General features: G+C 65.7%; 31 protein-coding genes. 15 read left to right on the top strand and 16 right to left on the bottom strand.

What is annotated here, in order from left to right:
• The first annotated feature begins 93 nt into the window (after positions 1-93).
• Together ATJ93_RS12580 and ATJ93_RS12585 are read left to right on the top strand one after the other, a co-directional pair.
• Entirely contained in the window at positions 94-1,065 is a 972-nt protein-coding gene (locus ATJ93_RS12580) for an ABC transporter substrate-binding protein (protein ID WP_120245273.1), read from the top strand.
• 98 nt (positions 1,066-1,163) lie between these two features.
• Positions 1,164-2,294 (top strand): DUF7537 family lipoprotein, encoded by a 1,131-nt coding sequence (locus ATJ93_RS12585; RefSeq protein WP_120244962.1) that lies wholly within the window; start codon positions 1,164-1,166, stop codon positions 2,292-2,294.
• A gap of 80 nt (positions 2,295-2,374) precedes the next feature.
• On the opposite strand, the gene carA is transcribed toward ATJ93_RS12585, so the two are convergent.
• Positions 2,375-3,454, bottom strand: coding sequence for a glutamine-hydrolyzing carbamoyl-phosphate synthase small subunit (gene carA / locus ATJ93_RS12590; protein ID WP_120244963.1), 1,080 nt, complete (start codon positions 3,452-3,454; stop codon positions 2,375-2,377).
• Positions 3,455-3,556: 102 nt separating this feature from the next.
• On the opposite strand from carA, the gene ATJ93_RS12595 reads away from it, so the two are divergent.
• Positions 3,557-3,970, top strand: a complete 414-nt coding sequence (locus ATJ93_RS12595) for an Lrp/AsnC family transcriptional regulator (protein ID WP_013881140.1) — start codon at positions 3,557-3,559, stop codon at positions 3,968-3,970.
• Positions 3,971-4,033: 63 nt separating this feature from the next.
• Here ATJ93_RS12595 and ATJ93_RS12600 read toward each other — a convergent pair whose 3' ends face one another.
• Positions 4,034-4,771, bottom strand: coding sequence for a PHP domain-containing protein (locus ATJ93_RS12600; protein WP_120244964.1), 738 nt, complete (start codon positions 4,769-4,771; stop codon positions 4,034-4,036).
• A gap of 54 nt (positions 4,772-4,825) precedes the next feature.
• On the opposite strand from ATJ93_RS12600, the gene ATJ93_RS12605 reads away from it, so the two are divergent.
• The 3 genes from ATJ93_RS12605 (at position 4,826) to ATJ93_RS12615 (ending at position 6,915) form a co-directional block, all read left to right on the top strand.
• Positions 4,826-5,809, top strand: coding sequence for a diacylglycerol/lipid kinase family protein (locus ATJ93_RS12605; RefSeq protein ID WP_120244965.1), 984 nt, complete (start codon positions 4,826-4,828; stop codon positions 5,807-5,809).
• A gap of 60 nt (positions 5,810-5,869) precedes the next feature.
• Positions 5,870-6,433 (top strand): NUDIX hydrolase, encoded by a 564-nt coding sequence (locus ATJ93_RS12610; RefSeq protein WP_120244966.1) that lies wholly within the window; start codon positions 5,870-5,872, stop codon positions 6,431-6,433.
• Between the two features lie 164 nt (positions 6,434-6,597).
• Positions 6,598-6,915: a DUF7853 family protein gene (locus ATJ93_RS12615; RefSeq protein WP_120244967.1), complete on the top strand. Its 318-nt coding sequence runs from the start codon at positions 6,598-6,600 to the stop codon at positions 6,913-6,915.
• Between the two features lie 39 nt (positions 6,916-6,954).
• Here the strand turns inward: ATJ93_RS12615 and ATJ93_RS12620 are convergent, their stop codons facing one another.
• Together ATJ93_RS12620 and ATJ93_RS12625 are read right to left on the bottom strand one after the other, a co-directional pair.
• A complete protein-coding gene (locus tag ATJ93_RS12620) occupies positions 6,955-7,308 on the bottom strand; it encodes a hypothetical protein (RefSeq protein WP_120244968.1) in 354 nt (117 codons plus the stop codon).
• 124 nt (positions 7,309-7,432) lie between these two features.
• The gene (locus ATJ93_RS12625) at positions 7,433-8,473 is read right to left on the bottom strand and encodes a zinc-binding dehydrogenase (RefSeq protein WP_120244969.1); all 1,041 of its coding nucleotides are present in this window, start codon (positions 8,471-8,473) and stop codon (positions 7,433-7,435) included.
• Positions 8,474-8,609: 136 nt separating this feature from the next.
• On the opposite strand from ATJ93_RS12625, the gene ATJ93_RS12630 reads away from it, so the two are divergent.
• Complete coding sequence (locus tag ATJ93_RS12630; protein WP_120244970.1) at positions 8,610-9,206, top strand: MogA/MoaB family molybdenum cofactor biosynthesis protein; 597 nt, start codon at positions 8,610-8,612, stop codon at positions 9,204-9,206.
• Positions 9,207-9,277: 71 nt separating this feature from the next.
• Positions 9,278-9,994, top strand: coding sequence for a 5-formyltetrahydrofolate cyclo-ligase (locus ATJ93_RS12635; RefSeq protein ID WP_120244971.1), 717 nt, complete (start codon positions 9,278-9,280; stop codon positions 9,992-9,994).
• Between the two features lie 403 nt (positions 9,995-10,397).
• Here the strand turns inward: ATJ93_RS12635 and ATJ93_RS12640 are convergent, their stop codons facing one another.
• From ATJ93_RS12640 to ATJ93_RS12655, 4 genes are all read right to left on the bottom strand, one after another.
• Positions 10,398-10,739, bottom strand: a complete 342-nt coding sequence (locus ATJ93_RS12640) for a DUF7126 family protein (protein ID WP_120244972.1) — start codon at positions 10,737-10,739, stop codon at positions 10,398-10,400.
• Positions 10,736-11,653, bottom strand: a complete 918-nt coding sequence (gene guaA / locus ATJ93_RS12645; protein ID WP_120244973.1) for a glutamine-hydrolyzing GMP synthase — start codon at positions 11,651-11,653, stop codon at positions 10,736-10,738. Before guaA ends, ATJ93_RS12640 begins: the two co-directional genes overlap by 4 nt.
• Positions 11,653-13,344, bottom strand: coding sequence for a glutamine hydrolyzing CTP synthase (gene pyrG, locus ATJ93_RS12650; RefSeq protein WP_120244974.1), 1,692 nt, complete (start codon positions 13,342-13,344; stop codon positions 11,653-11,655). Before pyrG ends, guaA begins: the two co-directional genes overlap by 1 nt.
• Before the next feature lie 144 nt (positions 13,345-13,488).
• Positions 13,489-13,911, bottom strand: a complete 423-nt coding sequence (locus tag ATJ93_RS12655; RefSeq protein ID WP_120244975.1) for a hypothetical protein — start codon at positions 13,909-13,911, stop codon at positions 13,489-13,491.
• A 186-nt stretch (positions 13,912-14,097) separates the two neighbouring features.
• Here ATJ93_RS12655 and ATJ93_RS12660 point away from each other — a divergent pair, with 186 nt between their 5' ends.
• Both ATJ93_RS12660 and ATJ93_RS12665 read left to right on the top strand, forming a co-directional pair.
• Complete coding sequence (locus tag ATJ93_RS12660; RefSeq protein ID WP_120244976.1) at positions 14,098-15,114, top strand: PH domain-containing protein; 1,017 nt, start codon at positions 14,098-14,100, stop codon at positions 15,112-15,114.
• A gap of 72 nt (positions 15,115-15,186) precedes the next feature.
• The gene (locus ATJ93_RS12665; protein ID WP_120244977.1) at positions 15,187-15,567 is read left to right on the top strand and encodes a cyclophilin-like family protein; all 381 of its coding nucleotides are present in this window, start codon (positions 15,187-15,189) and stop codon (positions 15,565-15,567) included.
• Positions 15,568-15,628: 61 nt separating this feature from the next.
• Here ATJ93_RS12665 and ATJ93_RS12670 read toward each other — a convergent pair whose 3' ends face one another.
• Complete coding sequence (locus ATJ93_RS12670; RefSeq protein WP_120244978.1) at positions 15,629-15,832, bottom strand: hypothetical protein; 204 nt, start codon at positions 15,830-15,832, stop codon at positions 15,629-15,631.
• Between the two features lie 126 nt (positions 15,833-15,958).
• On the bottom strand, positions 15,959-17,782 hold the full coding sequence (gene infB / locus ATJ93_RS12675; RefSeq protein WP_120244979.1) for a translation initiation factor IF-2: 1,824 nt from the start codon (positions 17,780-17,782) through the stop codon (positions 15,959-15,961).
• A 334-nt stretch (positions 17,783-18,116) separates the two neighbouring features.
• On the opposite strand from infB, the gene ATJ93_RS12680 reads away from it, so the two are divergent.
• Together ATJ93_RS12680 and ATJ93_RS12685 are read left to right on the top strand one after the other, a co-directional pair.
• Positions 18,117-18,362 carry a PRC-barrel domain-containing protein gene (locus ATJ93_RS12680; RefSeq protein ID WP_013881124.1) on the top strand — a complete coding sequence of 82 codons (246 nt, stop codon included), beginning with the start codon at positions 18,117-18,119 and terminating at the stop codon, positions 18,360-18,362.
• A gap of 4 nt (positions 18,363-18,366) precedes the next feature.
• Entirely contained in the window at positions 18,367-18,825 is a 459-nt protein-coding gene (locus ATJ93_RS12685; protein ID WP_013881123.1) for an NOB1 family endonuclease, read from the top strand.
• A 101-nt stretch (positions 18,826-18,926) separates the two neighbouring features.
• Here ATJ93_RS12685 and ATJ93_RS12690 read toward each other — a convergent pair whose 3' ends face one another.
• Together ATJ93_RS12690 and ATJ93_RS12695 are read right to left on the bottom strand one after the other, a co-directional pair.
• Positions 18,927-20,057, bottom strand: a complete 1,131-nt coding sequence (locus tag ATJ93_RS12690) for a CPBP family intramembrane glutamic endopeptidase (RefSeq protein ID WP_120244980.1) — start codon at positions 20,055-20,057, stop codon at positions 18,927-18,929.
• Between the two features lie 93 nt (positions 20,058-20,150).
• Positions 20,151-21,452 carry a glucose-6-phosphate isomerase gene (locus ATJ93_RS12695; RefSeq protein WP_120244981.1) on the bottom strand — a complete coding sequence of 434 codons (1,302 nt, stop codon included), beginning with the start codon at positions 21,450-21,452 and terminating at the stop codon, positions 20,151-20,153.
• Between the two features lie 153 nt (positions 21,453-21,605).
• Between ATJ93_RS12695 and ATJ93_RS12700 the strand changes: the two genes are divergently transcribed.
• Positions 21,606-22,079, top strand: coding sequence for a DUF5812 family protein (locus ATJ93_RS12700; protein WP_120244982.1), 474 nt, complete (start codon positions 21,606-21,608; stop codon positions 22,077-22,079).
• A gap of 43 nt (positions 22,080-22,122) precedes the next feature.
• Here ATJ93_RS12700 and ATJ93_RS12705 read toward each other — a convergent pair whose 3' ends face one another.
• The gene (locus ATJ93_RS12705; RefSeq protein ID WP_211334055.1) at positions 22,123-22,512 is read right to left on the bottom strand and encodes a hypothetical protein; all 390 of its coding nucleotides are present in this window, start codon (positions 22,510-22,512) and stop codon (positions 22,123-22,125) included.
• A 118-nt stretch (positions 22,513-22,630) separates the two neighbouring features.
• Here ATJ93_RS12705 and secF point away from each other — a divergent pair, with 118 nt between their 5' ends.
• Positions 22,631-23,509 (top strand): protein translocase subunit SecF, encoded by an 879-nt coding sequence (gene secF / locus ATJ93_RS12710; protein ID WP_120244984.1) that lies wholly within the window; start codon positions 22,631-22,633, stop codon positions 23,507-23,509.
• On the top strand, positions 23,509-25,122 hold the full coding sequence (locus ATJ93_RS12715; RefSeq protein WP_120244985.1) for a preprotein translocase subunit SecD: 1,614 nt from the start codon (positions 23,509-23,511) through the stop codon (positions 25,120-25,122). The genes secF and ATJ93_RS12715 overlap by 1 nt, the downstream gene beginning before the upstream one ends.
• Positions 25,123-25,249: 127 nt before the next feature.
• Here ATJ93_RS12715 and ATJ93_RS24675 read toward each other — a convergent pair whose 3' ends face one another.
• From ATJ93_RS24675 to rnhB, 3 genes are all read right to left on the bottom strand, one after another.
• Positions 25,250-25,351, bottom strand: a complete 102-nt coding sequence (locus ATJ93_RS24675; RefSeq protein WP_449405097.1) for a DUF7563 family protein — start codon at positions 25,349-25,351, stop codon at positions 25,250-25,252.
• A gap of 109 nt (positions 25,352-25,460) precedes the next feature.
• Entirely contained in the window at positions 25,461-25,694 is a 234-nt protein-coding gene (locus ATJ93_RS12720) for a hypothetical protein (RefSeq protein WP_120244986.1), read from the bottom strand.
• Positions 25,695-25,761: 67 nt separating this feature from the next.
• Positions 25,762-26,448, bottom strand: a complete 687-nt coding sequence (rnhB, locus tag ATJ93_RS12725) for a ribonuclease HII (RefSeq protein WP_120244987.1) — start codon at positions 26,446-26,448, stop codon at positions 25,762-25,764.
• Positions 26,449-26,494: the final 46 nt, after the last annotated feature.

The raw sequence follows: 26,494 nt of genomic DNA on the forward strand, positions 1-26,494 counted from the left end.
GAAACGAACAGTGACGCGAGCGATGGGACGAGCGAAACCGCGACCGCCTCGAGCGACGGCGACAGCGGGACGTACACCGTCGCGATGGAACCGATGGGGGCGGTCGAGTTCGACGGCCCGCCCGAGCGCTGGACCGCGCTGCTGCCGAGTTACGCGGACATGGCGTTCGCACTCGGCGGCGGGCAGACGCTCGGCATTCAAGGTCACAAGCGGTACGCGACGGAGGCCTACGACGAACTGCCGGGCATCGAGTACGACGAGAGCGAAATCCGGGATCTGAACCAGCAGGGCATCGACAAGGAACTATTCTACGAGATGGACGCCGACGTCCACTTCATGGAGCCCAACCAGCTCATCCACTGGTACGACTGGGACCGCTCCGACGTCGACGAGATCGCGAGCAACGTCGGTCCGTTCTTCGGAAACTTCGGTCGCCGCCGCAGCGACGAGTGGCACGACTACCGCTACTACGATCTCTACGAGGCGTTCGACCTGATGGCCGACGTCTTCCAGGAACGGGAGCGGTACGAGGCGTTCGTCGACCTCCACGAGACGATGCTCGAGACGGTCGAGCAGCGACTGCCGCCGGCCGACCAACGACCGAACGCGATGCTCGTTTACCCGGCCGACGAACCGCCGACGGAGTTCTATCCGTACCGGTTCGACGACGGTGGCATCAGCACCAAACAGTGGCGCGATCTCCGGCTAAACGACGCGCTCGCCGCCGAGGACGTGGGCCACTACACCGGTGACGGCGGCACGATCGACATGGAGACGGTGCTCGAGGTCGACCCCGAGATCCTGCTGGTGCGCGGCCAGGAAGGCGCGTCCGAATCGGCGTTCCGCGAGTCGATCATCGAACCGATGCAGGACGATCCAGTCGCGAGCGAGCTACAGGCCGTCCAGACCGAGGCCGTCTACAACGCCGGCTACCTGGATCAGGGACCGATCATCAACTTCTATCAGACGGAACGCGCCGCGAAGGACATCTACCCCGATGCGTTCGCAGACGCGACGCTGTTCGACCGCGAGCGGGTCGCCGAGATCGTCACAGGCGAGTTCTGAGCCGCTCGATTCCGGCGTAGGACCGGCCGTCAAACACCGCGGTTCTCGCTCGGAATGCGACCGGCTGTTTCATAACCGGGGTGTTCGATATTTTCGCCATGAAGCGGTTGGCACTCATACTAATTTTCATCGCTGTACTGGCGACGGCTGCGGGCTGTGCCGGCGTTCTCGAGGAGGAAACCGGCGCCAGCGGCGAGGTGGACGGCGGGGGAGACGAGACGATCGACCCCGAAACGAACGGCACTGATGCGGCGGACTATCCGTACGAGACCGACGACGAAGGGCTCGCCGTCGGCGACCTCGCGTCTCGGCAGGCGGCGATTTTCGACGGGGAATCGTACGTGATCGAAACGCGAGAGACGATAGAATCGGGAGACGGGGCCCACGAGGAGGTGACCACGCTGACCGTCGACGGCGACCGAACGCTCCAGAAAACGCAACGGGGATTCGAACCGGCGCCGAACGAGACGTGGCTCGACTCGACGACCGAGGAGACCTGGATCTTCGCGGAGTCGTCGGATGAGCGACTCGTCCGTCGAACCAGCGGTTCAGCGGAACGATACCGCGTCGTGACCGACAACTGGAGCTACGCGACGGACGAGCAGGACGTCCGCGACGATCTCGCTGCCGTGCTCCGAGTGGCAGGATACGAACGGACCGCGGTCGAGCAGGCCGACGGTGAGACGGTCGTTACCTACGAAGGCGCGGAGATCAGTCGCGATCTCGAGCGAATGTACCCGGCCGACGAGTACGACGCGTTCAACGCGACGATCACCGTCTCGGACGACGGGATGGAACGCTATGCCTACGAGTTCGACGCGACGACGGACGGCGTTACCGAGTCGATCGCGGTGGAAACGACGTTCGCGGACGTCGGCGAGACCGACCTCGAGCGGCCGGCGTGGGTTGACGACGGGTACGAGAAGGCTCCAGCGACATCGATATCGATCGACGAAGAGGCCATCGCAGTCGCGTTACACTCGGGCGACCCGCTTCCCGAAAACGCGACGGTCTCGCTGTCCATGCTCGAGGGAACCTACTACGGTGGGCAGCTAAACGAGTCGCTCGAGCCCGGAGAGACGCTGTATCTCGCCGTTCAGGACGACGGGGTAGTGGCGAACGTCGGCACTGAACCCGACGCCGGTGAGCCGATCGAGACAGAGTGGGTGACGATCAGCGTCCGGACCGAACACGGACTCGTTGCGTACAAAGACACGTACGAGACGTAACGACGGCGAGCCCGCCCGTAGAGATCGATGGAAAACAGGCGATTACCGACGATCGCCCTCGAGAATCCGAGCCGAACCGCTTAGTCGTCGGCGGGAACGGCCTGCGTCGTCGTCCGCTCGTCGGCCATCGCGAGGACGTCGTCGAAGAAGTCGAGGGTGTCCTCGGGGCCGGGATTGGCTTCGGGGTGGTACTGGCGGGTGATGACGTCGTACTCGATGCCGTCGATGCCCTCCGGCGTGTCGTCGTTGACGTTGATCTGGGTGACCTCGAGGTGCTCGCCCGGATCGTCGACGGTGTAGCCGTGGTTCTGCGTGGTCATGACGACCTGGCCGGACTCGAGGTCGAGGACGGGCTGGTTGACGCCGCGGTGGCCGAAGTCCATCTTGGTCGTCGTGCCGCCCAGAGCCTCGGCGACGATCTGCTGACCGAGGCAGATGCCGGCGACGGGCGTGTCCTCGACGAATTCCTCGACGAGGCTGATCGCCTGCTCGTAGTTCGCCGGGTCGCCGGGGCCGTTCGAGATGAACAGCACGTCGGGGTCGACGGCCTCGACGTCGGCGACGCTCGCGTCGTAGGGGAGGACGTGGACCTCGGCGTTGCGGGCCAGCAGCGAGTCGACGATCGAGCCCTTCGCGCCGCAGTCGACGAGCGCGACGGTCTCGCCGTCGTTGTCCGCGCCGTAGACTTCGACCTCGTCGACGCTGACCTGCGCGCCGATGTCGGTGTGTTCGCTCATCGCCTTGCACTGCTCGAGTTGCTCGAGGGCGTCTTCCTCGGTGACGTCCTCGCCGACGGCGATGCCGCACTTCATGGCGCCCTCGTCGCGGATGTCGGTGACGACCTCGCGGGTGTCGAGGTGGTCGACCGCCGGGACGCCCTCGGACTCGAGCCACGCGGCGACGTCGTCGGTGAGTTCCTTGGCCAGCACCGCTCGCGGGTGGACGCGGTCGTCCTCGAATCGCTCCTCTCGGACGCCGTAGTTGCCGATCAGGGGGTACGAGAAGGTCAGGACCTGCTCCTCGTAGGAGGGGTCCGTGAGACTCTCCTCGTAGCCGGTATAGGCTGTCGTGAAAACCAGTTCACCGCGAGCGGTACCCGGAGCGCGACCACGTCCCTCGATTACGTGGCCACCCTCCAGTGCAACGTAGGCCTCTGTCATTACGAACTACGTATTGAACCCACGACTATAAGTGTTGTCTTCGAAGCTCAGTTACGAAATTCGTAATCGGTAAGTCCCCGGTCCGCGTAGCCCCGTATCTCCATGGACGACCTGGACCGACAGATCCTCGATATCCTGCGGCGAGACGCCCGGACGCCCTACACCGAGATCGCCGACGAGATCGGGACGAGCGAGGGGACCGTCCGCAACCGCGTCGAGCGGATGATGGACGACGACGTCATCGAACGGTTCACGATTTCGACCCGCACCGGCAACGTACAGGCCATGCTCGAGATCAGCGTCGAGGTCGACGTCGACACGAAGGCCGTCGCCGATCGGATGGCCGAGTGGGACGAGATCGACTTCGTCTGGATGGTCTCTGGCGAGCAGGACATCGTGCTCGTCGTCGACGCCGCGGACACGCGCGGGGTCAACGATCTCATCACGAAGGCCCGCAACCAGGACGAGGTTATGAGCACGAAGACGCGGCTGATTCTCGAGGAACAGCTCGGCTGACGCGACCGTATTGGATCGGATCGCTCCTGACGGCGGACGAACGCGCAGCAATCGCCCTTCGCGCTAGTCGCTCGACTCGGGCGTCTCCTCCCCGGGCGGTTTGCCGACGCCGGGTGTCGGCCGTTCGATCGCGTCGATGACGCCTTTTCGGTTATGGATCGCCCGGTAGCCCCGCCGGAGGAACCGATCGAGCGGCGACCGGGAGATGCGAGCGCTGACGCGCCCGTCACGGATCGCGTCGACGACCGCCGACGGCGTGAGGTGATCGGCGTCGGTCTCGAGGACCGTGTACGCCCGGCCGACCTCGAAGGGGTAGTGAGCGTCGCTGCCGCCGACCAGCGGTAGGTCCCGCTCGCCGGCTAACTCCTCGACCAGCGGCTGCGAGCGCGGGTGTTTACCGTTGACCTCGATCGCGTCGAACGGGAGGTCCTCGAGTTCTCGAACCGTGCTGTTCCGAAACGGGTGGGCGACGATCGCGGCGCAGTCGCGGTCGTGGGCCAGCGCGACCGCCTCGCCCGGGGAGAGCGCCCCCGGCTTCGTCTCTCGCGGCGGATCCGGCCCGATGACGAGAACGTGGCCGCGGTCGGTCGTGATCTCGATACCGGGCAGCGTTTCGATATTCACAGCGGGGGAAAGCGGGGTGTAGTAGTCGTGGTTCGTCGTCGCGACCCCGTCGAGGCCCCGTCGCGCGGCGGCCTCGGCAAGCAGGCGAACGCCGAGGGGGTCGAACCGGTCCCCGAGTTCGCGGCGACCGTGGAAGAACCGCGTGTGTGCGTGAAGATCGACGGCGACGGTGTGCATACCGAGGCATACGCCGGGGTGGCCCTTTTGCGCAGGGCCGGCATAAACGGGGGTATGGACTCGGACGCCGCGGAGACCCCCGATGCCAGCGACGGAACCGGCGATCGCGTCCTCGTTCTCAACCCCGTCAGCGGCAGCGGCGATCACGTCGACGACGTCATCGAACTGGCCGCCGACCGCGGTTTCGAGATTCGAAGAACCGAGGAACGCGGCGACGCGAGGCGGTTCGCTCGAGATGCCGCGCCGAACGCCTCGCTCGTCGCCGCGGCGGGCGGCGACGGGACCGTCAACGAGGTCGTCAACGGCATCGCGGCCGCCGACGAACTCGAGACGACGACCCTCGGCGTCGTCCCCGCGGGCACGGGGAACAACTTCGCGTCGAACATCGGCATCGAGGGCCTCGAGCACTCCTTTGCGGTCATCGACGGTGGACGACGGCGCCAGATCGATCTCGGGACCGCGAACGAGCGGGCCTTCGTCAACTCCTGCGTCGGCGGCGTCACGGCCGAGGCCAGCAGCGAGACCTCCACGGAGAGTAAGGCGGAACTGGGGGTACTGGCCTACGTCAAGGAGACCGTCGATACGATCGGCTCGTTCGACGCGCTCCCGCTGCGGGTAAAGACGGCGGAAGGGCCGAACGGCGAGGCGGCGGGGATGTGGGAAGGCAACGCGCTGTTCGTCCTCGTCGGGAACTGCCGGCGTTTTACCGGCGCCCGAACGGCACAGGCGAACGTCGAGGACGGCCTGTTCGAGGTGACGATCGTCGAGGATGCCGCCACGACGGAGCTACTCGGCGGGGCGGCCCTCGAGGCCTTCGAGGGACTGTTCAGCCGGGACAGCGGGAGTATCGTCCGCCGGCGAACCCCATCGCTGGCGCTCGAGAGCCGGAAGGATGCCGTCGAGTACAGCCTCGACGGCGAGATGCTCGAGACCGAGCACCTGACCCTCGAGACGGATCCGAGCGCGCTGACGGTTGCGGTCGGGGACCGCTATCAGTCCGATCCCGACGACGGCGGCCGATGGCCGTTCCGCTCGTAGCCGGGGCACCGCGGCGACCAAGACGATACTGGTTTCAAGAGTCACCGTAATTGTGGAGGTATGAGTTCGCAGCAGGACAACCTGCAACACGAGAACGCCGGACAGGACGTGATCGCCGTCGACGCCGACGACAACGAGATCGAACTCGTCAACCGCCTCGAGGCCCACACCGGGGACGGAATTCGACATCGCGCGTTCACGTCGCTCGTGTTCGACGGCGAGGGCAACATCCTGCTCGCACAGCGAGCGCCCGACAAGCGCCTTTGGTGTACCTACTGGGACGGCACCGTCGCCTCCCACCCCGTCGAGGGCCAGAGCCAGGAGGAAGCGACCCGACAGCGACTCGAGGAGGAACTGGGCATCACGCCGGACCAGTACGACGACCTGCGCCTGACCGACCGCTTCGAGTACAAGCGCTACTTCGAGAACGAAGGCGTCGAACACGAGGTCTGTGCCGTTCTCAAAGTGACGCTGAACGACCGGAGCCTCGATCCCAACGAGGACGAGGTCGCGGGCCTGATGTGGGTCCCCTACGAGCGACTCCACTCGAATCCGGAGTGGTACCGACAGCTTCGACTCTGCCCGTGGTTCGAGATCGCCATGCGGCGCGACGTTCGAGAGTAACGCCGACGGTTCGCGACTGCGCACCGTTTTCCGCGCGACCCACTGCTCGAGCCGGAAACCGATCGACTGCGTCGACCGTGTCAATGGATAGCAAGCAACAAGGCTTATTACACCCCCGTTCGTAGCGTCGGACGAGGACCAACGGAATCGGTCCGTGTGACGAAATGAGTTCCCCATCACCGGAAACCGAGACGCACGAAATCGAGCTCGGAACGGACGAGCAATGGATCGCCCACCACGCCATCGTGACCCGCGTCGACGAACTGATCGACGAGGGCGACGAGCCGCCGACCTGGGCGATCGACGTATTCGATGCCCTCGAGTCAGCGGGTGAGACCGCGACGCTCACCGGCTATCAGGCACGACGGCTTCGGGAGCTACTGACCGACTACCTCGAGCGCGCGGACGCGCCGGACGAGGACGTCGAACACGGATCGAACGCGATCGAGCAACTCGAATCGGTACTCGAGAATCGGGCCTAACGGCGGGCTGAACTCGTTTTTCAGAAGCAGCGCAACGAATCAGGGACGGACTGTCGCCCAGACCGCCGTCAGCGCGAGCAGGACGGCCGGCGCGAGCGGCAAGATGAGCAGCGCGAACCGGTAGTTCGACGGCGGCAGCAGGATGATCGTCGCCGGCGCGATCAGGAAGGCGAAGACGATGACGCCGACGAGGGTCCAGCCGCGCCAGTCGAACTCGCGGTCGACCATCCCGGGGTGGATCGGGTCCTCGACCCAGTCGTCCCGGTCGGCATCGGGCGCGCGCTCGCCGGCCGCAGCGTCGGTATCGGCGGTACCGGCGGGCTCGCGGCGCTCGCCGTCCTCGTCGAACGCCCCGGGATCGTGCACGTAGCCGCCGTCGTCGCTCGAGGTCACAGCGGGAGTTGCGGAGGCGTGGTGAAAGTCCTCACGGTTCCGGTGCTACTGGAGGCCGACACCGAACCGATTCGGGGGTGGTGTTCAGGGTCGATACTCGAGCGCGCCAGGGGACCTGCCAGCCTTACAGTTCACTGTCCGGCCGCACGACGACCTTGCCGAATCCTTCGCGTCCCTCGATGATCTCGTGGGCGCGGGCCGTCTCGCTCATCGGCAGCACCTCGCGGATCGCGGGCTCGAAGGTGCCGTCCCAGACGAGTTCCATCACGTCGTCGACCTGGCCCGGCGATCCCATCGTCGAGCCGATAATGTGGAGTTGGTTCCAGAAGATGCGCGGAATGTCCGTCTCTGGGTTGCCGCCCGCCGTCCCGCCGCAGGTGACGAGCCGCCCGTTCTTGGCCATGCTCTTGATCGAATCGCGCCAGGTGCCGGCGCCGATGTAGTCGACGACGACGTCGACGCCGCGCTTGTCCGTCTCCTCTCGGATCCAGTCCGCGAAGTTTCGCTCCTCGTAGTTGACGACGTGATCCGCCCCGTGCTCGCGGGCGTACTCGAGTTTTTCCTCCGTGCTCCCGGTCGCATACACTTCCGCGCCCGCGTAGTCGGCGATCTGGAGGGCCGCGTGGCCGACGCCGCCGCTGGCGCCGAGCACCAGCACCGACTCGCCGGCCTCGAGGTCCGCGCGGTCGATCAGCATCCGCCAGGCGGTCTGGAAGACCAGCGAGGACGCGCCGGCGGTGACCCAGTCGACGCCGTCCGGCACGGGGATCAGGTTGTCCTCGGGGACCGCGGCGTACTCGGAGTGGACGCCGGTGACGTGCTCGCCCAGCAGGTGGAAGTTGACGCAGAGGGTGGGGTCGCCGTCGCGACAGAACTCGCACTCGCCGCAGCTGACGCCGGCGGTGACCGCGACGCGGTCACCCGGCTCGAACCGGGAGACGTCGGGGCCGACCTCCTCGACGACGCCGGCCGCGTCGCTGCCGGGGACGTGGGGCATCTCGAGGGACAGCGTCGGCAGCCCGCGGCGAACCCAGACGTCGAGGTGGTTGAGCGCGCCGGCTTTGACGTCGACGAGTACCTCGTCGCGACCGACCTCCGGGTCGGGGTACTCGCCGTACTCGATGACATCAGTATCGCCGTGTTCGGTAATTTTTACCGCCTGCATATACGGTAGCAGACGGATTCGTCATTTATAATTGTGGGTAGAAGAACTCGCCGCCGCCGCGCCGGACGGTCTCCCGTCGCTCGAAGCCGCGGGACAGGGAGGGCAGCGTTTTCCGCGCGGCTGCCGAAAGCGGGGTATGAGCGAGCGCGAGTCCGAGTCGGATGCTGAGCCCGCAAGCGAGACGGCAATCGAGAGCGAGGAGTCGTCCCTCGGTGCGAGTATCGTAACGATCGCCGCGGATCGGTCCCTCGACGACGACCCGGCCGGAACGGCGGTCGAAGACGCGCTCGAGGGGGCCGACTTCGACCTCGCGACCCGGGAGCACGTCGTCCCGAGTCACGATCGGGTGCAGTCGATCGTCCTGCGCATGATCGAACGGGACGACGTCGACCTCGTCATCACGGCGGGGGCGACGAGCGTCGAACCGGACGACGTCGTCATCGAGGCCGTCGAATCGCTGCTCGACAAGGAACTGACCGCCTTCGGGGAGCTGTTCACGTCGCTCGCCTACGAGGCGGTCGGCACCCGCGTCGTCGCCGCGCGGACCCTGGCCGGCGTCGCCGAGGGAAAACCCGTGTTCTGCCTCCCCGGCAGCGCCGATGCAGCCCGACTCGCGACCGAAGAGATCATCCTCCCCGAAGCGGGGCATCTCGTCGACCTCGCGCGCGTTGACGAGGAGGAGACGGACGAATCCGAGGAAATCGACCGGAACGGCGACGGCAACTCCCGCTAACTCGTCGCTGCACGTCGGCTCAGCCGCACTGATCCCTCGAGGTACTAGTAGCAGCGGCCACAAGGGCCGGTATGGACAAACAGGCGCTCCGCGAGCGCATCTGGGACGACCTCGAGGACAGCGGCGAGGCGCGGTTTCCGTTTCCGCCCCACGGACGCATTCCGAACTTCGCCGGCGCGGACGACGCCGCACAACGGCTCCAGGAGACCGACGCCTGGCAGGAGGCCGACGTCATCAAGGCCAACCCCGACGCACCGCAACTGCCCGTGCGACGGGCCGCGCTGCGGCAGGGGAAGACGGTCTACATGGCGGTCCCGCGGCTCCGCGACGAACAGTGTTTCCTCCGACTCGATCCCGACGAAGTCGAGGATATCGACCACGCGACGACGGTCGGCGGCTCCTCCGAGGTCGGCGTTCCGGTCCATCCGGCGGACGTCGATCCGATCGATCTGATCGTCTCCGGCAGCGTCGCGGTCACCGAGGCCGGCGCGCGGGTCGGCAAGGGCGAAGGATACAGCGACCTCGAGTTCGCGATCCTCGGCGAGTTCGACCTCGTGGACGACGCGACGGCCACCGCGACGACGGTCCACGAACTACAGGTCGTCGACGAGGACGTCCCGTTGTCGTCGCACGACGTGCCCATGGATCGGATCGTCACACCCGAGCGGACGCTCGAGACTGACGCGGCAGGGGGCGCGAAACCGACGGCTCTCGAATGGTCGGAATTGAGCGAGGAGCGACTCGCCGAGATTCCGATCCTCGAGCGGCTCCAACCGTCGGCCGACTAAGAGCAACGGAAGCGCCGTCGCTCGCAAGGAGTGAAAGTTCCCGAGGCGCGGTGGCGCCTCGGATGCCAGAACCGCAAGGAGTGACCCAGGCCGGTGCAGCAGCCCGCGTCGGAACGGTACGGCAATGGTGGGGGAAGGGTGCTGTGGTGGGATTGCTGGAAGTCACGGGAACAGGCGTGGGTGCCTACGGTGGAAGTGACCCGTCGACCTCCACTCGTTCGTAGGGGGGCGACCTACTTGAACGGGGGCGACGGTATACCCTTCTTACGCCGAATTCCGCCGAATTTAACTCGGATTTAATCCGCCGATATCGACCTCGAGACCGTTCACTACCGGCATCTAACTGCAACTGACGATTACGGCACGCAAAAACGGCAGTCGGCGACGACCGGCGGCGTGACGATCAGCCGAGCAGTTCCTCGGCGACGATCGCCGGCGTCAGCAACTTCGGGTCGACCGCGATATCGAGTTGCGCCTTGACGAACTCCGGGATCGAATCCTCGGTGTAGACGACGGTTCGGATCTCGTCGGTGAGATCGCAGACGATCGGAATCGTCGTCGCCTGCCCGACGTCGGTCAGGACGTACAGATCGGCGTCGACGATCCCGGCCTCCTCGAGTTGCGGGCGCGAGATAACGCCGTCGAGGCGCGTGACGTCGACGCCTTCGTTCTCGAGGGCTTCGCCGAGGCCGTCGGCGTCGGGGCCGGCGACGATCGCTCGCGTGGGCTGGGACTCCTCGCTCATTCGTACTCGATCGTCGCGGGCGGTTTGTGGGTGACGTCGTAAACGACGCGCGCGACGTTCTCGTTGGTCCCCGTGATCCGCGACTGGATGCGCTGGAGGGTCTCCCAGTCGATTTCCTGTGCGCGGGCGGTCATCCCGTCGCGGGACTCGACCGAGCGGACGGAGACGACCCAGCCGTGCACGCGGTTGTCGCCCTTAACGCCCGTCGCCTTGCCGATGACCGCCGCGAGAGCCTGCCACGGCTCGTACTCCTCGAGTTCCTCCTCGACGACGTGGTTGGCCTCGCGGGCGACCTCGAGTTTCTCCTCGGTGACTTCCCCGATAACCCGAACGGCGAGGCCGGGGCCGGGGAACGGCATTCGCTCGGCGACGATCTCCTCTAAGCCGAGGTGGCGTGCGACCTCGCGGACTTCGTCCTTGTAGAGGTCGCGAACGGGTTCGACGATCCCCTCGAAGTCGACGACGTCGGGGAGGCCGCCGACGTTGTGGTGGGACTTGATCCCGCCCTCGCTCTCGATGCGGTCGGGGTAGATCGTCCCCTGCACGAGGTAGTCGGCGTCGGCGTCTTTGGCCTCGCGCTCGAACTCGCGGATGAACTGCTCGCCGATGATCTCGCGCTTTTCCTCGGGGTCGGTGACGCCCTCGAGCGCCTCGAGGAACCGATCCTTGGCGTCGACGATCCGCAGCGACTCCATGTAGTCGAAGGTCTCGCGGATCTGGTCGGTCTCGCCCTTGCGCATCAGACCGGTGTCGACGTACACGGGCGTCAGGCGGTCGCCGATGGCCTCGTAGGCCAGGGCGGCCGCGACCGAGGAGTCGACCCCGCCCGAAAGGGCGATGACGGCGTTTTCGTCGCCGATTTCGTCTTCGATCTCTGCGACTGCTTCCGGAACGAACGTGTCTGTGTCTACCATCAGTGGGTGACCTCCGTTTCGGCGTCGGTGTCCGCGTCGGTCTCGCTTTCAGCCGCTACTCCCTCGTCGCCGCGCTGCTCGAGCACGGACTCGACGAGGCCGACGAACGGCGGGCTCGGCTGGCCGGGCCGGGACTTGTACTCGGGGTGGAACTGCGTCCCGAAGAAGAACGGATGATCCTCGTGCTCGAGGATCTCCATCCGGTTGCCCGCGGTGCCCGAGAACGTCAGCGGTTCGTCCTCGAACTGGTCGAAGTACTCGGGGTTGACCTCGTAGCGGTGGCGGTGTCGTTCCGAGCAGGACGTGTCGCCGTACAGCTCGTAGGCCAGCGTCTCGGGTTCGATGACGGTCGTGTGCTCGCCGAGCCGCATCGTCCCGCCCATATCTTCGACCTCGTACTGCTCGGGCAGGATGTCGATGACCGGGTGGGGCGTCTCCTCGTCCATCTCCGCCGAGTGGGCGCCCTCGAGCCCGAGGACGTTGCGCGCGTACTCGACGACGGCCATCTGGAAGCCCAGACAGAGTCCGAGGAAGGGGACGTCGTTCTCGCGGGCGTACTGGACCGCGCGGATCTTGCCCTCGGTGCCGCGCATGCCGAAACCGCCGGGGACGATGATCCCGTCGACATCGTCGAGTTGGTCGTCGTACTCGTCGGCCATCCCGTCGGCGTGGACCCAGTGGACGTTGACGTCGACGCCGAGTTCGAAGCCGGCGTGTTTCAGCGACTCGTGGATCGACATGTACGCGTCCTCTAAGTCGTACTTGCCGACCAACGCGATGTCGACCTCGGCCGTCTGGTCGGTGGTGACGATCTCGCGCCACTCGTTGGCGCGCTCACCCTCGGGCAGGGCCTCGTCGGCCAGCCCGAAGTGCTCTAAGACGTACTGGTCGAGTCCCTCTTCCTCGACCATCAGCGGGACGTGGTAGACGTCCTCGACGTCCGGGTTCGAGAAGACGGCGTCGGTGGGAATGTCACAGAACAGCGCGATCTTCTCCTTGGTCTCGGGATCGAGGCGGTCCTCGCAGCGGCCGACGATGATGTCGGGCTGGAGGCCGATCGAGCGCACTTCCTTGACCGAGTGCTGGGTCGGCTTGGTCTTTTGCTCGCCGTTCTTCGAGTACGGGACGAGCGTCACGTGCGTGAAGAGAACGTTCTCCTCCGGTTCCTCGTGGGCGAACTGGCGCAGCGCCTCGAGGTAGGGCATCCCCTCGATGTCCCCGACGGTGCCGCCGACCTCGACGATACAGACGTCGGTGCCTTCTGCCGCCTCCCGAATGCGGCGCTTGATGTCGTCGGTGATGTGGGGAATGATCTGGACGGTCTTGCCCAGGTAGTCGCCGGCACGCTCCTTCTCGATGACGTGCTGGTACGTTTTCCCCGTGGTGATGTTGTGATCCGAGGTCATGTCGACGTCGAGGAACCGCTCGTAGTTCCCCAGGTCGAGGTCGACCTCGCCGCCGTCCTTGAGGACGTACACCTCCCCGTGCTGGTAGGGGTTCATCGTCCCCGCGTCGACGTTCAGGTACGGGTCGATCTTCACGGCGGTCACGTCGAAGCCGGCGTTTTTCAGGAGTCGGCCGGTGCTCGCGGCTGTAATCCCCTTGCCGAGTCCCGACATGACGCCGCCGGTGACGAAGATGAACTTGTTCCCCAGTGTGGGGTCATAATCAGTGTCCGATTCCGTCGGCATACCGAGTGTCCGCGCGACCGATTGAAAACGATTTCGGGACCGTATCGCCTCCGACAGCCCTTGGCACGGTACGGCGTCGCTACTGGCTCGAGAGCCCTACACGGACTAGAAAAGGAGTTGCCGACCGGCGTCGCGACTCGCTCCCTACGGCTCCTCGTCCATCCTCGCCTTCCCGTGGGGTTCGTCCTCCTTCGAGACCTTTCCCTCGGCTTCGTCTTGAGGATTCAGATCCTGCACCTCGACGATCTCCGCCTGATCGAGGTACTCGATGCCGCCGCCCATCCGCAGCTGGATCGTTTTCCCGGGGAGGTCCGGGTCATCCGCGTCGGTCTCCTCTTTCGGGACGGAGACTGCGGTTACCCCCTCGATCGACACGTCGCGCTGCTGGATCGGATCGTCCTCGTACTCGATCGTCTCCCACGTCTCGAGGTTGAACTCGTCGATGCTTTCGCCGAAATACTCCTCGGGTTCCTTGTCGACCGTATCCTCCGTCTGGGACTCGCCGGTCGTCCGGTTGTCGTCGAACTGGACCTCTTCGTGTTTGTACTGGCGGAGATGCACGAGCATACGCGGACCAACCGGAACCACCTAGTTAATCGTTACAGTGGAAGTAGCAACCGTTTCATCACCCGACTGCAGCAGTTCGGCGGCGACCCGAATCCGGATCGGCCGTTCACGACCCGAACACTGTGATCAGCGCCGAACCCAGCCGTTCCCGGGCGTATTTATAGCTGGCCATGCAGAGTATCGAGCGTGGTGTCTCGCGACCAACACGTTTCCGACACCGACCTCGAGCCCGATCCGGACGACGTCGGCGAGCCCGACATCGGCTTTCAGGCCGGGTTCGGGTTTTACCTCGGGATCGTCGCGACCGGAACCGCGGCGATCGGCGGCCTCCTGGCGGGTGCGACCACGGCGACGCTGCTGGGGCTCCTTCCGAGCGCGCTCACCGCCGTCGCGGTCGTGGGACACATCCTCGCGAAGCGAGCCCACGGATTGCCCGAGCGGATCGGCGGGAGTCGGTGGCGACAGCTCGCGTCGTACCTCCCCGCCGCGGGGTTCGGCGCCGTCCCCTTCGGTCTCGGGGTCATCCCTGGTCTCGAGGGGAGCGGGCGGCTTGCCATCGCTGCGAGCGCGTTCGCCCTCCTGACCGGCGTCTCGGCGTTCGGCCTGAATCGCCTCTCTCGAAAGCGATACGCCGATGCAATCGCAGCTGACGAGCCGACCGCACGCTGGACCTGGCAGCGCTCCGGGTTCTTCTCCGGCGAAACTGCCACGGCCGCGCTCACGGCGGTAACGGTCGGCGGCGGCCTCGCGATGGCGGTAACCGGCTACTGGGTCGGGCTGTTCTGGGTCGTCTACGGGATCGCAATGTTCCTCGCGGAGCGCACCGACTGGGGCGGCTTGGACAGTATCGATCCGAACGAACGGTGGAATCCGCCCGAGATCAGCGCCCACGACGCCGGACTCGTAATCGGCGATCGAAAGTTTATCCCGTGGGACCAGATCGGTGACGTCCGCTTGACCGACGACGAACTCGTCCTCGAGCGCGAGGGCTACCACTTCGACATCCGCTGCGATCGCTCGGTCATCGACGACCCCGAAGCGGTGCTCGAGGGGATCGAACGCGCCCGGGCTCGAGCGGGTACCGACGCACCCGCGCACGACCGGCCGGATCAGCGCGAGCGCGACGCCGCCAGCGAGGGCGAGTCCGCGACGGAAACCGAGACCGAGACGCCCGACCTCGAGACCGAAACCGAGACTACGTAACCCGTCGCCGCCGTAGTCACGCTGTCGGCAGCGGTCAGTACTGCAAAGTATCGAGTGTTCGTTGCCCACCGTATGAGCGATCTCTCCGTCACCGTCGACGACCTCGAACTCGAGGCGGTCTGGACCGACGACGCGCCCGAAACCGAGCGGGCGCTCGCGGACGCGTTGCCGGTGGCCGGCGACGCCGTTCGGTGGGGCGACGAACTCTACATCGACGTCCCGCTCGACGCGCCGCTCGAGGACGCAAGCGAGGTCGTCCCCGAGGGTGCGATCGCCTACTGGCCCGCGGGGTCGAAACTCTGCCTGTTCTGGGGCCCCACGCCCGCCAGCGTCGAGGACGAGCCGCGGGCCGCCGCCCCCGTAACCGTCGTCGCGCGCGTCAGAGACACCGCTTCACTCGGTGCGATCGACGGTGGCGCACGATTCGGGCTCGAGATCGCTGAAGAGGACTGAGCTCGAATACGAGACGAAGAACGCAACGACGTCGTCTCCGAAGACCACCCGTCCGAGACGATCAGGACCGCTCCTGGGCCGTCGACTCGCTCTCGAGCACTCGCCCGTTACGCCGCGAGAGAATGAGCCACTGCGGGACGGCGAGGACGAGCAATACCGCCGCCAGCAGGACGAACAGATCCGTCGCCCCGATCGCGAGCGAGTAGAACAGTCCGGCGGCGAGGCCGACGTACGCCGCGACGAGCACCCAGACGAGACGGTTCATACTTCTTATAGGTGAGCAGCTATGATAAGAGCATTGGCCGGTGTCGTCGTCGGACGCGGCTTTCGACGAGTAGCGACAGAAAAGACGAGTACCCGATAGTTCTCGAGCGACGGAAAGAAAGCCGCGTTACTTGCCCCAGAAGGGATCGCGGCTGCGCTGCTTGTCGAGGTACATGTTCAGCGCCTCGAGTTCGTCGGCCGGGATGTCGTCGGCCAGTTCCTGCTCTAAGATCTTCGCGTGCTTTTCGGGAATCTCGATCCAGAGTTCGTCGTCCTCCTCGATCTGGCGACCGACGGTCGGACCGTCGATCGCGACCGAGACGCGGTCGCCCGCGCGGGCCTCGTCGACGTCCTCGCCCTGCTCTTGAATGCCCTTGATCTGGCCGACGCGGTCGGGTTCGTTGCCCTCGAACTTCACGACGTTCGCGTTGTTCTGGACGGTCCCGGAGTTCACTTCGACGCCGACGACCGCCGGATCGTTCTGGCGGAAGGTGTGATCCGGCAGGATGCGGAACCGGGCCGGCCGCGAGATGTTCTCGAGGATGGTCGACTGCTGGGCCTCCTCGATCTCCTCGACGTACTCCTCGTACTCCTCGATGAGTTGGTAGATGACCTCGTCGGTGAAGATCGTGACGTCGTCGGCCTCGGCCCGGCGCTCGGCGTCGGAGAGCGTGTCGACGTTAAAGCCGAGGATGACCCGCTGTTTCGGATCGTCGGCCGTCGAGGCGACCGAGACGTCACGGGGCGCGACGTCGCCGACCTCCGCGCGGACGATCGGCACCTCCGCCTCGTCCAAGGCGTCGGCCATCGCCTCGAGGCTGCCGAGGGTGTCGGCCTTGACGACGACACCCTCTTCGGCGGTATCGACGGCGATGTCGGCGAGTTCGGCCTCGACCTCGTGGACGACGTCGTCGAGGTCGCGGTCGCGGACGACCCGCACCGGCGCGCCGGCCATCGCCTCGTCGAGTTCGGGGGCGGCGACCTTGATACCGGCCGCGGCGCCGACCTCGTCGACTTTCTCGAATCGGCTCTCGGTTCGAATTTCGGCGAGCGGCCGGGGCTGGAGCAGCGCGCGGACGTCGGTGACGATCGGCTCGTTCTGTCCGCCGACGACGAGCTGGTCGTCCGCGCGGATCGTCCCGTCGTACAGCACCGTGTCGATCGTCGTCCCGAATCCCTTCTCGTCTTTGACCTCGAGGACGGTGCCGACGCCCGGCCCCTGGACGTCGATCTCCATCTCCTCTTTCATGTACCGCTGGGAGAGCCCCATCATGACGGCCAGCAGGTCCGGCACGCCCTCGCCGGTCATCGCGGAGACCGGGACGACGCCGACGTTGCGCTGGAAGTTCTGGACGCGCCAGTAGAGGTCGGCGGAGAAGCCCTCGTCCGAGAGGTTGCCGATGATCTCGTAGAGTTGCTCGTCGAGCCGCGAGCGGACGCGGTCGGACTGGGACTCGTAGGTGTCGTTGATCGGCGAGTCCTCGTTTTCGTTCCAGCCCGGCACGGTGTCGATCTTGTTCGCGGCGACGATAAACGGGGTTTCCGACCGTTTGAGGATGTCTAAGGCCTCGAGCGTCTGGGGCTGGAAACCGTCGTTGACGTCGACGACGAGAATAGCGATGTCGGCGAGCGCGCCGCCGCGAGAGCGCAGCGTCGTAAAGGAGTGGTGCCCCGGCGTGTCGATAAAGAGGAGCCCGGGCAGATCGAAGTCGTCGGGATCGACGAGATCGCCGGCGATCGAGGAGATAATATCGAGCGGGACGGCCGTCGCCCCGATGTGCTGGGTAATTGCGCCCGCTTCGCCCTCGATGACTGCCGAGCCGCGGATCTTGTCGAGCAAGCTCGTCTTGCCGTGATCGACGTGTCCGAGGACGGCGACGATCGGCGTTCGAAGGGATGTAGATGCGGGGTCGCGTGCGTTCGTCTCTGTATCAGTATCCGTATCCGACATGGTGAACCACCCGAGAAGGTCTTGCCTAGAGCGTCCGCAGGACGGTAGTTAAACCCATCGTCACGCCGGTCACCTCGATCGATTCGCAACGCAGGGTTGCGTCGCAGCGATCGAGCAACTCGCTCGAGTTACGGCGTCGCCTCACGAGACGGCTCGCCTCGAATCAGACGGTGCTTCGCTCCTCGAGCAACGATCGAACGATATGTCGCCGACGGGACGGCCGCGTCCCCGACCGAACCGACAGCCGTGCAACTCGAGTTCGCGATCGCCGATGTAATTGCACGCAATCCAGTTTAGCAAATCGTTTAATACCGATTAGTAAATACGGGTATGCATGAGCGATATACTCGCTGAGAACCTCTCGGGCAAATCCGTCATGGGTTCCGACGGGACGGAGCTCGGGCTGCTCTACAACATCACGATGGATCTGAAATCCGGAGAACTGCACGACCTCGTTATCGAGCCGGACGAAGAACTGCCGACCCGCTCGGTTGATTTCAACATCAACGAGGACGGTCGCTTTCTCGTGCCGGTCAGCCGCGTCCAAGCGGTGAAAGACTACATCGTCGTCCAGCGCTAACGGTATGTACGTTCTCGACTCCTCGGCTTTTATCCACGACTTTCACACGTCAGAACAGACTGCAACTATCCCCCTCGTCCGCGAAGAACTCGAGGACGAGAGCGCCTATCGCTACGACGCGATGGAGGGCTCGGGGATGCACATCCACATCCCGAACGACGACACCACCGAAAAGGTCCAGCGCGCGGCCCGCGAGTCGGGCGACCTCGAGGTCCTCTCGGAGACCGACGTTCGGCTCATCGCGGCGAGTTTCGAACTCGACGGGACGCTCGTCACCGACGACTACGCGATGCAAAACGTCGCCGAAAAGCTCAACGTCGCCGTCGAAGTGATCGCCCGCGAAGGCATCGACGAACAGCGCCACTGGCACTGGCAGTGTCAGGGCTGCGGCCGCGAGTTCGACGAGGAAAAGGATCGGTGTCCGATCTGTGGCTCGGAGTTAGCACGAAAGAACCCCTCGTAGTCGTCACCGACGAGCGAGAGGTCAATTTCTCGAGTACGGTCAAGCAGGGTCGATAAGCGGCGGGTGCGTGGTGTCCGTGGTGGCAGCAGCAGTTGCAGCGGTTAGACGTAGTTGAAGTAGAGGTTCGCGAAGACGACCGCGTTGTAGATGCCGTGGACGAGCGCCGGCACCAGCAGGTTGTCCGTGCGCTCGTAGACCGTTCCGAGAACGATCGAGAGACCGAAGACCGTTCCGAGGCTCGCGGCGACCTGCCCCGGGCCCGCGGTCCAGTAGGCCTGCGTGTGGATGATCGCGAAGATGACGCTGCCGACGACGACGGCCCCGTACCGCGAAAAGGTGCCGTACAGCGACTTCTGGATCACGTTCCGGTAGAGCAGTTCCTCGAACGGGCCGATGACCAGAATCGATGCCGGAATCAACACGAGCAGGATGGTCGGGTTCTCCGCGGCCTGCTGGGTCGTCCCGTGCTCGGCGCTCTCGACGCCGGCCGTCTGGAACACGAACGTGATCGCCATGATCGCGCCGAAGATGACGACGACGCCGCCGACGATCCACAGTACGTCTCGCTTCGAGGGGACGGATAGATCGATGTACGAGAAATCGAGATCCGACGCCGAGAGGTAGCCGACCGCGAGGACGGCCGTCCCGAGCGCCATCCCGAACTGACTGACCACGGTCAGTTGGACGTCCGACAGCGATTCGAAGGAAACACCGAGCACCATGATGACCGGAACGAGCAGCAACATCGTGGCGATCTGCGCGGCGAACAGTCCGCCGAAGCCGAGCAAGCTGAAGATCGCCGTCCGGAGGGACCTGGCTTTGAGCCCGCCGGGGCCGACGCCGAAATAATCCGCGACGCCGACACCGATGGAGAGCCCCGCCGTCACGAACGCGGTAAACACCAGTGAGACGGAGAGTCCGACGCCGGGAAGCTGAACTGACGCGGCGACCCCCTGATTGAGTGCGTAGCCGGCACACAGGAGGACGACGACGCTCGAGACGGCGGCGACCGCGGCGACCCGGCGGCCGACGGCGCGGTGACGGCGCGCGAGGAAGGCGAGGACGGCGGCGACGGCGAACGCGGCGGCTCCCCAGACGGCGGGGGAGTCGACGCCGCGGGTGACGGGAACGAGCGTCGCGGCCATCGTCACGGCTGCGAGCGCCATCCCGATACCGGGAACGGCGTCGGACGCGACCGGCGCGGCGTCGTCGGCCCGTGCAGTCTCTGTCATACCTACGTGTTCGTGCGAGCACTCATAGGAGCACCGCTACCGGACGATCCGAAGGGCGGCGACGCCGCCGTCAGCGGGACGGGCGACTCCGTCCTACCGTTCGACGCGCAACTCCGTCTTCTCGGCGACCGCCTCGGCCTCCTCGAAGTCGCCGCCGCCGAGCAGCCCGCGAGTCGCCTTCTTCGCCCACTCGACCGCCGGCTGCTCGAAGGTGTTGACGCCGTAGAGTTCGCCCGCGAGCACGCACGCGGCTTCCATCCCGTACAGCAGGCCGCCCAGTTCGTACTCGTCGACGCGGTCGATCTCGAGGCGGACGTTCGGTCGCCCGGCCGCCGCGAGGCTCGCCTCCGTCGCCTCGAACTCGGCCTCGAGCAACTCGCCGAGCGTCGAATCGCCGAGGTAGGCGAGTTCCTCGACGTCGGTGTCGGGGATCGACCGGTCCGACCGCTCCTGTGGGACGACGAAACTCACGAGCTTGTCCCGCGGTCCCGCGCGGTAGAGTTGCAGTTGCGAGTGCTGGTCCGTCACGCCGAGCGCGCGGGCCGGCGTCTGCCCGAGGTCGTCCTTCCCCAGGCTCTCAGCCCACAGCTGGGCGAACCACTCGGCCTGGGTCTCGAGCGACTCCGCGTAGGGCATTACGGCGTTGATCCCGGCGCCGCGCGCGTCCAGCGCGTAGGTCGTCGCCCCGTAGGCGTAGGCCGGACACTCGAACAGCGAGCCGGTCAGCGTCTCGCGCTCGGCGGCGGCTCCCTCGAGCAAGGCCTCGAGATCGTGGTCGCAGACGGCCGCGGCGACCATCCCCACGGCGGAAAGCGCGGAGAAGCGGCCCGGCACGCCGTCGGGGACCTTCAGCGACGGGAGATCGTGGCGGTCCGCGAGGTTCCGAAGGGGGCCGGACTCGCCGGTCGTGACGATCGTGCGCTCCGTCCAGTCGACGCCCGCCGACTCGAAGGCGTCGCGGACGACGAGGAAGTTCGCCAGCGTCTCCGCGGTCGTCCCCGAGCGCGAGACGACGTTGATCGCCGTCTCCTCGAGCGGGAGCGACTCGAGTCGTCGGGTGACCCACTCGGGGTCGACGTTGTCGAGGAAGACGGTCTCGGTGTCGCTCTCGTCTGCCAGCGCGTTCGTGATCGTCGCCGCACCCAGCGCGCTGCCGCCGATACCCACCGTGATCAGCGCCTCGGCGTCGGCGACGGGCTCGACCGCCGTCCGGATCTCGTCGGGATCGGTCCGTTGCGGAAGGTTGAGGGCTTCGTAGCCGTGCTCCGCGTTTTCCATGCCGCGCTCGATGCGCTCGTGGGCGTCCGCGACCTGTTCGTCCAACCGCTCGAGCGACTCGCGCGAGACGCCCGGCGAGGCGACCGACGCCAGGGCGTTGCCGATGTCGACGTTCATGGGCGAGACCGCAACTGCTTGGGACAAAGGCGTTCCGTCATCTCTCCGCGACTGGAGCCGCGGGCTCGAACGCCGATCGAACGTCGATCGAACGTCGATCGAACGCCGTCGGAAGCCGAAACCCGGAAAACGACGCTGCGCCTACGACCGTCCATGACCGAAAAGACGAGCACGTTCGTCGTCACCCACGCCGAGAGCGAATCGGCGGTCGTCCGGGACGTCGAGACCGCACAGGTCCACACCCTCGGGTCGAACCCCGGCCTCGAGGTCCACGACGTCCTCGAGGCGACCGTCGCGCCCGAGCCGCCGCTGGAAGTCACCTGGCAGGTGATCGACGTCGAGAACCGACGCTCGATCGACCTCGTCGACAGCGACCTCGAGCCGACCCAGCACGCGAAGGAACTCGCGGCGGACGCCGAGGTCGGCGATCTCATCCAGGAGGAGCGAGCCGGCACCGGCGAGATCCACGTCTTCCGCGTACCGGGCGAGGAGGCCGAAGACGCCGCCGAAGACGTCCTCGAGGACGAGGAGACGATCGCCCGCGCGGCCCGCCTCGAGGCGGTGCGCGTCGAGGTGCGACGGTCGGCCGACGACGGCGTGTTGAGCGTTCGGTACCTGCCGGACTGAGGGCCGTTCTCGACCGCGACGAGTAGTGACGCCCGGCGCGGGCTCAGGCGCTTTTCGGCCCGCCTTCGCTCTGTACCTGCCAGCTGCCCTCCATCTCGCAGGAGTCGCGGGTCTCGTACTCGATTTTCGTGTCCCGATCCGGCCGCGAACCGCCGTCGACGCGCTCGACCCGCAGCGGAACGTCCATCGCGCTGCCACAGCAGCCGACGTCGACGAACTCCTCCCAGACGTCCCCCACGCGGGCCTCGTCGTGGACCTTGCCCAGGTACGTCCGGAACGACGACATCTCGAGTTGATCGCGTCCCCAGTCGGAGAGATCCGCGGGGTGAGAGAGGACGATGCGCTCGGCGCGGTCGGACGTAGCGGACTCGGGATCGGTCGTCTCGTCCGCGCGTTCACGCCCGCCGGTCGGCGGCTCGGATTCCTGACTCATGGTCGAGAAAACGGACTCGAGCGGCTTCAAGCCACCGTAATGCCCGATAGTATTCGTCAGCGAACATGCTGGTGAAATTGAGAAGGCTTACCTCGAGTCGCTACGAGTGCTCGAGTATATGGGGTATTTCGACGTACCGGAGATCGATTACACCCGGTACACGGACCGCCAACTCGCGGCGGTACCGCTTGCGGTTCTCGCGGTTGCATTGCTCGTTCTCAGCGGGTCGTTTCTGGTGTACGGAACGCCAGTTCAGCTGGGAATGGACTTCGCTGGCGGCGCCGAGTTGACGGTACAGACGACGGCCTCGGAGGAACAGATCCAGTCCGCGTTCGATCGCGAACCGGACTCGATCCAGGCAGTCCAGGCGCCGGGCGCCGACAATCAGTACACCGTCCAGTTCAGCGGCGTCGACGACAACGCGGTGATTCAGGACCTGGCTACGCAGGCGGAAGATGCGGGGATGGACGTCCTCCAGCAGTCGACCGTCTCCCCGAGCTTCGCCGATCAGGCCCAGCAGACGGCGTTGCTGGGACTGGCCGTTGCCTTCCTCGGCATGAGCGCCCTCGCCTTCCTGCTGTTCCGGACGTTCGTGCCGTCGATCGCGATCGTCATCTCGGCGTTTTCGGATCTGGTGATCCCGCTTGCGTTCATGTCGATCGCGGGCATCTCGCTCTCGCTGGGGACCGTCGCCGGCCTCCTGATGTTGATCGGGTACTCGGTCGACTCCGACATCCTGTTGAACAACCACATCTTGCGCCGGCAGGGTGACTTCTACGAGAGCACGCTTCGCGCGACGAAGACCGGCGTCACGATGACCATCACGTCGATGACCGCGATGCTCGTGATGGCCGTCGCCGCCTCACTGTTCGGCGTCGAGTTGCTGCGGTCGATCGGTATCATCCTCTTCGTCGGCCTCGCGGCTGACCTGATGAACACCTACATGCTGAACCTGAGCTTACTTCGCTGGTACAAGTTCAAGGGGGTGCGATCGTAATGGGACCGATCGCCTTCGTCAAGGAGTACTGGCGGATCCTCCTGCTGGTCGTGTTCCTCACCGCTGCGCTCGTCGCGCTGTTTATCCCCGGCGGGATCATGGCAGACGACGACGCCATCGAGGCGAACCAGACTAGCGCGACGAACATCGAGTACGGAATCGGACTCGACGGCGGGACACGCCTCAGCGCGCCCGTCGTCGGGCTAACCGCGGAGAACCTCGACGCCGGCGCCGTCAGTGACGACGGACAGGTCGATCAGGACCGACTCACGGAACTCGAGACTGCCATCCGGGAGGACTTAGGCGTCGACAGACAGAACATGAGCATCTCCGTCAACGACGACGGCACGGTGTCTGCCGAAGTGTTCACCCGGGACGTCACCAAAGCGGAGTTCGCAGGCGTCCTGCAAGATCAGGGAATCGACGTCACCGAAGACGACATCCGCAACGGCGTCACGGAACAGACGCGCAACCAGTTGGTCCAGACGATTCAGGATAAGATCAACGCGGCGGGTCTCTCCGGCGGGAACGTCTACGTAGAGGACCGCGTCGGCGAGGGCAATTACATCGTGACTGAGGTGCCCAATATGGCCCCCAGCGAACTGCGGGAACTCCTCTCCGAGCGCGGGACCGTCGAACTCTGGGCCTACTATCCGGCCGAGAACGGCACGCACACGAACGAAACGATCCTCCTCGGCGAGAATATCGTCAATGTCGATCCGCCGACGCAGCGCGAACGCGGCTCCGGCTATCAGGTACCGGTCCAGGTTAGCGAGGAGGCCGCACCCGGCTTCCAGTCGCGGCTGAACGAACTCGGGTTCACGGGCGTCGGCCAGGGCCAGTGTAATATTCGCGGTGACGGGCAAGGGGTCAACTTCAACCACGAGGGGTCCCAGTACTGTCTGATCACCGTCGTCGACGGTGAACCCGTCGACGCACACAGTATGGGGCCGCGCCTGGCCGACAACATGCAATCAGGCACCTGGCAGGACGATCCGAGCTTCTTCATGGGCACGCCGACCTACGAAGAGGCTCAGTCGCTGTCGATCAACCTCCGCGCCGGGGCGCTTCCCGCACCGCTCGATTTCAACAACGAGCAGGTCTACTCGCTCCAGCCGTCCCTCGCGGATCAGTTCAAGCTCTACTCGCTGTTCATCGGCCTCCTGTCGGTAGTGGCCGTCAGCGGCGTCGTCTTCCTTCGGTACCGGGACCCGAAGGTCGCCGCGCCGATGATCCTGACCGCGACGGCCGAGGTGGCCATCCTGCTCGGCTTCGTGGCGGCGATACGCATGCCGATCGACCTCTCTCACGTCGCCGGGTTCATCGCCGTCATCGGGACCGGGGTCGACGACCTGGTGATCATCGCCGACGAGGTGATGGACGAGGGCGACGTCAGCTCCCAGCGGGTGTTCGAATCCCGCTTCCGCAAGGCCTTCTGGGTCATCGGCGCCGCAGCGGCGACGACGATCATCGCGCTGTCGCCGCTGGCCGTCCTCAGCCTGGGCGACCTGCGCGGGTTCGCCATCATCACGATCCTCGGCGTGCTGATCGGGGTGCTCATCACCCGGCCCGCTTACGGTGACATCCTTCAGCGGCTGCTGACGGACAAGTAACCGCTGGACGAGGCGCTTTCCGCAGAGCGCTACTCGAGCCGTCGTCTCTACAGTTTTCGCACCGCCGATGGAGAACAGTCCGGGTTCTGCGTTCGATACTCGTCGCTTCTCGCTCAGTAGACGTCAGTCACGATCGACAGCGCGGACACCAATCTACGGTGCCGTCGTCGCCGTGTGCGCGCACGAAGTCGAGCGAAACAGGGGTGTTGCAGTTCGTACAGACCGGCATACCAATTGCGGGAATACAGCGATGGCAAAAAGCGGCCGACCTGCCGTTGCAGGTCGAAGCAGGGTCGCGGCGCTGTCGCCACCGACTACAAGCAGCACTTCCCGGGCTGCTACCAGTCGATCGCGTAGTAGCCGAACGCAGCCAGGCCGGCGATACTTCCGACCGTGGCCAGGCCGGCAGTGATCGTCCCGGCGACGGACCGCGAGAGACCGATCGAGACGAGTAGATCGGTCCCGCCGGCCAGCAGGGCAACGACGGCGAAAGCGGGAATGCCGAGCACGAGAAGCAAGAGCAGTCGGCCGAACAACACGTCCACGAACGCACCCACGATCGATCGAAGCATAGCCCTACGATCCTACCACCGGATTGAAAAGTTTTCGAACAGTAAAATTATCCGAAGCGTCGGATCGTCAGAACTGCTCGAGGCCGGTCTGTTGGGCCGCCGCGAGCACGTCCTCGCAGGTCGACCACGACTCGCGGGCGAAGGGCGGCAACTCGCCGTGCTCGTCGACGTACGACTCGAGGAACTCGCGCGTGGTCGGATCGCTCGGGTAGCCGCTGCCGATGTCGCCGTACTCGTCGGCGATGGCGTCGATGTGGGCGTCGCGTTCGACCTTGGCGACGATGCTGGCCGCGCCGACCACTTTCGAGTCGTCGTCGGCGCCGTGGCGGGCGTCGATCTCGAGGGTCGCGTCAGGATCTCGCTCAATCTCGAGCGCGGACGCGCAGGCGTCGGTGACGCGGCGCGCGAACCGGTCGGCATCGGTGTCGCAGGCGTCACAGAGGCCGGCGATTTTGTCGCCGGAATCGGGGACGGCGGTCGCGATCGCCTCGGCGTGGGCCTGCACGGTCAGCGAGTTCATGTCCGTCTCCGGATCGTCGATCAACTCGGGCGGGATCTCGGCGACGCCGACGCCGATCCGGTCGTTCGCGCGGATCGTCGCCGCGAGTTCCTCCCGGCGCGCCGGCGCGAGTCGCTTCGAATCCGCGATCCCCTCCGGAAGCGCGTCGAGGTCGGGGTCCTCGAGGTGGACGGCCGCGGCGAACATCGACCCGAGAGCGGGCCCCTTGCCGGCTTCGTCGACGCCGAATGGCATACCACGATGTGCGGACGGGCGTCGAAATAACCGTTGTGACTCCGGG

It is taken from the genome of Halopiger aswanensis (assembly GCF_003610195.1).
In the GTDB taxonomy this organism is placed as follows: Archaea; Halobacteriota; Halobacteria; order Halobacteriales; family Natrialbaceae; genus Halopiger; species Halopiger aswanensis.

Coding starts and splice junctions, on each gene's coding strand:
- ATJ93_RS12670 (WP_120244978.1), bottom strand. CDS start 15,832: ATGAACCGTCTCGTCTGGGTGCTCGTCGCGGCGTACGTCGGCCTCGCC.
- ATJ93_RS12610 (WP_120244966.1), top strand. CDS start 5,870: ATGAGTTCGCAGCAGGACAACCTGCAACACGAGAACGCCGGACAGGAC.
- rnhB (WP_120244987.1), bottom strand. CDS start 26,448: ATGCCATTCGGCGTCGACGAAGCCGGCAAGGGGCCCGCTCTCGGGTCG.
- ATJ93_RS12715 (WP_120244985.1), top strand. CDS start 23,509: ATGGGACCGATCGCCTTCGTCAAGGAGTACTGGCGGATCCTCCTGCTG.
- ATJ93_RS12665 (WP_120244977.1), top strand. CDS start 15,187: ATGAGCGATCTCTCCGTCACCGTCGACGACCTCGAACTCGAGGCGGTC.
- infB (WP_120244979.1), bottom strand. CDS start 17,782: ATGTCGGATACGGATACTGATACAGAGACGAACGCACGCGACCCCGCA.
- ATJ93_RS12720 (WP_120244986.1), bottom strand. CDS start 25,694: ATGCTTCGATCGATCGTGGGTGCGTTCGTGGACGTGTTGTTCGGCCGA.
- ATJ93_RS12585 (WP_120244962.1), top strand. CDS start 1,164: ATGAAGCGGTTGGCACTCATACTAATTTTCATCGCTGTACTGGCGACG.
- guaA (WP_120244973.1), bottom strand. CDS start 11,653: ATGGTAGACACAGACACGTTCGTTCCGGAAGCAGTCGCAGAGATCGAA.
- secF (WP_120244984.1), top strand. CDS start 22,631: ATGGGGTATTTCGACGTACCGGAGATCGATTACACCCGGTACACGGAC.
- ATJ93_RS12625 (WP_120244969.1), bottom strand. CDS start 8,473: ATGCAGGCGGTAAAAATTACCGAACACGGCGATACTGATGTCATCGAG.
- ATJ93_RS12600 (WP_120244964.1), bottom strand. CDS start 4,771: ATGCACACCGTCGCCGTCGATCTTCACGCACACACGCGGTTCTTCCAC.
- ATJ93_RS12580 (WP_120245273.1), top strand. CDS start 94: ATGGGGGCGGTCGAGTTCGACGGCCCGCCCGAGCGCTGGACCGCGCTG.
- ATJ93_RS12635 (WP_120244971.1), top strand. CDS start 9,278: ATGGACAAACAGGCGCTCCGCGAGCGCATCTGGGACGACCTCGAGGAC.
- ATJ93_RS12630 (WP_120244970.1), top strand. CDS start 8,610: ATGAGCGAGCGCGAGTCCGAGTCGGATGCTGAGCCCGCAAGCGAGACG.
- pyrG (WP_120244974.1), bottom strand. CDS start 13,344: ATGCCGACGGAATCGGACACTGATTATGACCCCACACTGGGGAACAAG.
- ATJ93_RS12705 (WP_211334055.1), bottom strand. CDS start 22,512: ATGAGTCAGGAATCCGAGCCGCCGACCGGCGGGCGTGAACGCGCGGAC.
- ATJ93_RS24675 (WP_449405097.1), bottom strand. CDS start 25,351: ATGCCGGTCTGTACGAACTGCAACACCCCTGTTTCGCTCGACTTCGTG.
- ATJ93_RS12595 (WP_013881140.1), top strand. CDS start 3,557: ATGGACGACCTGGACCGACAGATCCTCGATATCCTGCGGCGAGACGCC.
- ATJ93_RS12605 (WP_120244965.1), top strand. CDS start 4,826: ATGGACTCGGACGCCGCGGAGACCCCCGATGCCAGCGACGGAACCGGC.
- ATJ93_RS12695 (WP_120244981.1), bottom strand. CDS start 21,452: ATGAACGTCGACATCGGCAACGCCCTGGCGTCGGTCGCCTCGCCGGGC.
- ATJ93_RS12685 (WP_013881123.1), top strand. CDS start 18,367: ATGTACGTTCTCGACTCCTCGGCTTTTATCCACGACTTTCACACGTCA.
- ATJ93_RS12680 (WP_013881124.1), top strand. CDS start 18,117: ATGAGCGATATACTCGCTGAGAACCTCTCGGGCAAATCCGTCATGGGT.
- ATJ93_RS12700 (WP_120244982.1), top strand. CDS start 21,606: ATGACCGAAAAGACGAGCACGTTCGTCGTCACCCACGCCGAGAGCGAA.
- ATJ93_RS12615 (WP_120244967.1), top strand. CDS start 6,598: ATGAGTTCCCCATCACCGGAAACCGAGACGCACGAAATCGAGCTCGGA.
- ATJ93_RS12690 (WP_120244980.1), bottom strand. CDS start 20,057: ATGACAGAGACTGCACGGGCCGACGACGCCGCGCCGGTCGCGTCCGAC.
- carA (WP_120244963.1), bottom strand. CDS start 3,454: ATGACAGAGGCCTACGTTGCACTGGAGGGTGGCCACGTAATCGAGGGA.
- ATJ93_RS12640 (WP_120244972.1), bottom strand. CDS start 10,739: ATGAGCGAGGAGTCCCAGCCCACGCGAGCGATCGTCGCCGGCCCCGAC.
- ATJ93_RS12655 (WP_120244975.1), bottom strand. CDS start 13,911: ATGCTCGTGCATCTCCGCCAGTACAAACACGAAGAGGTCCAGTTCGAC.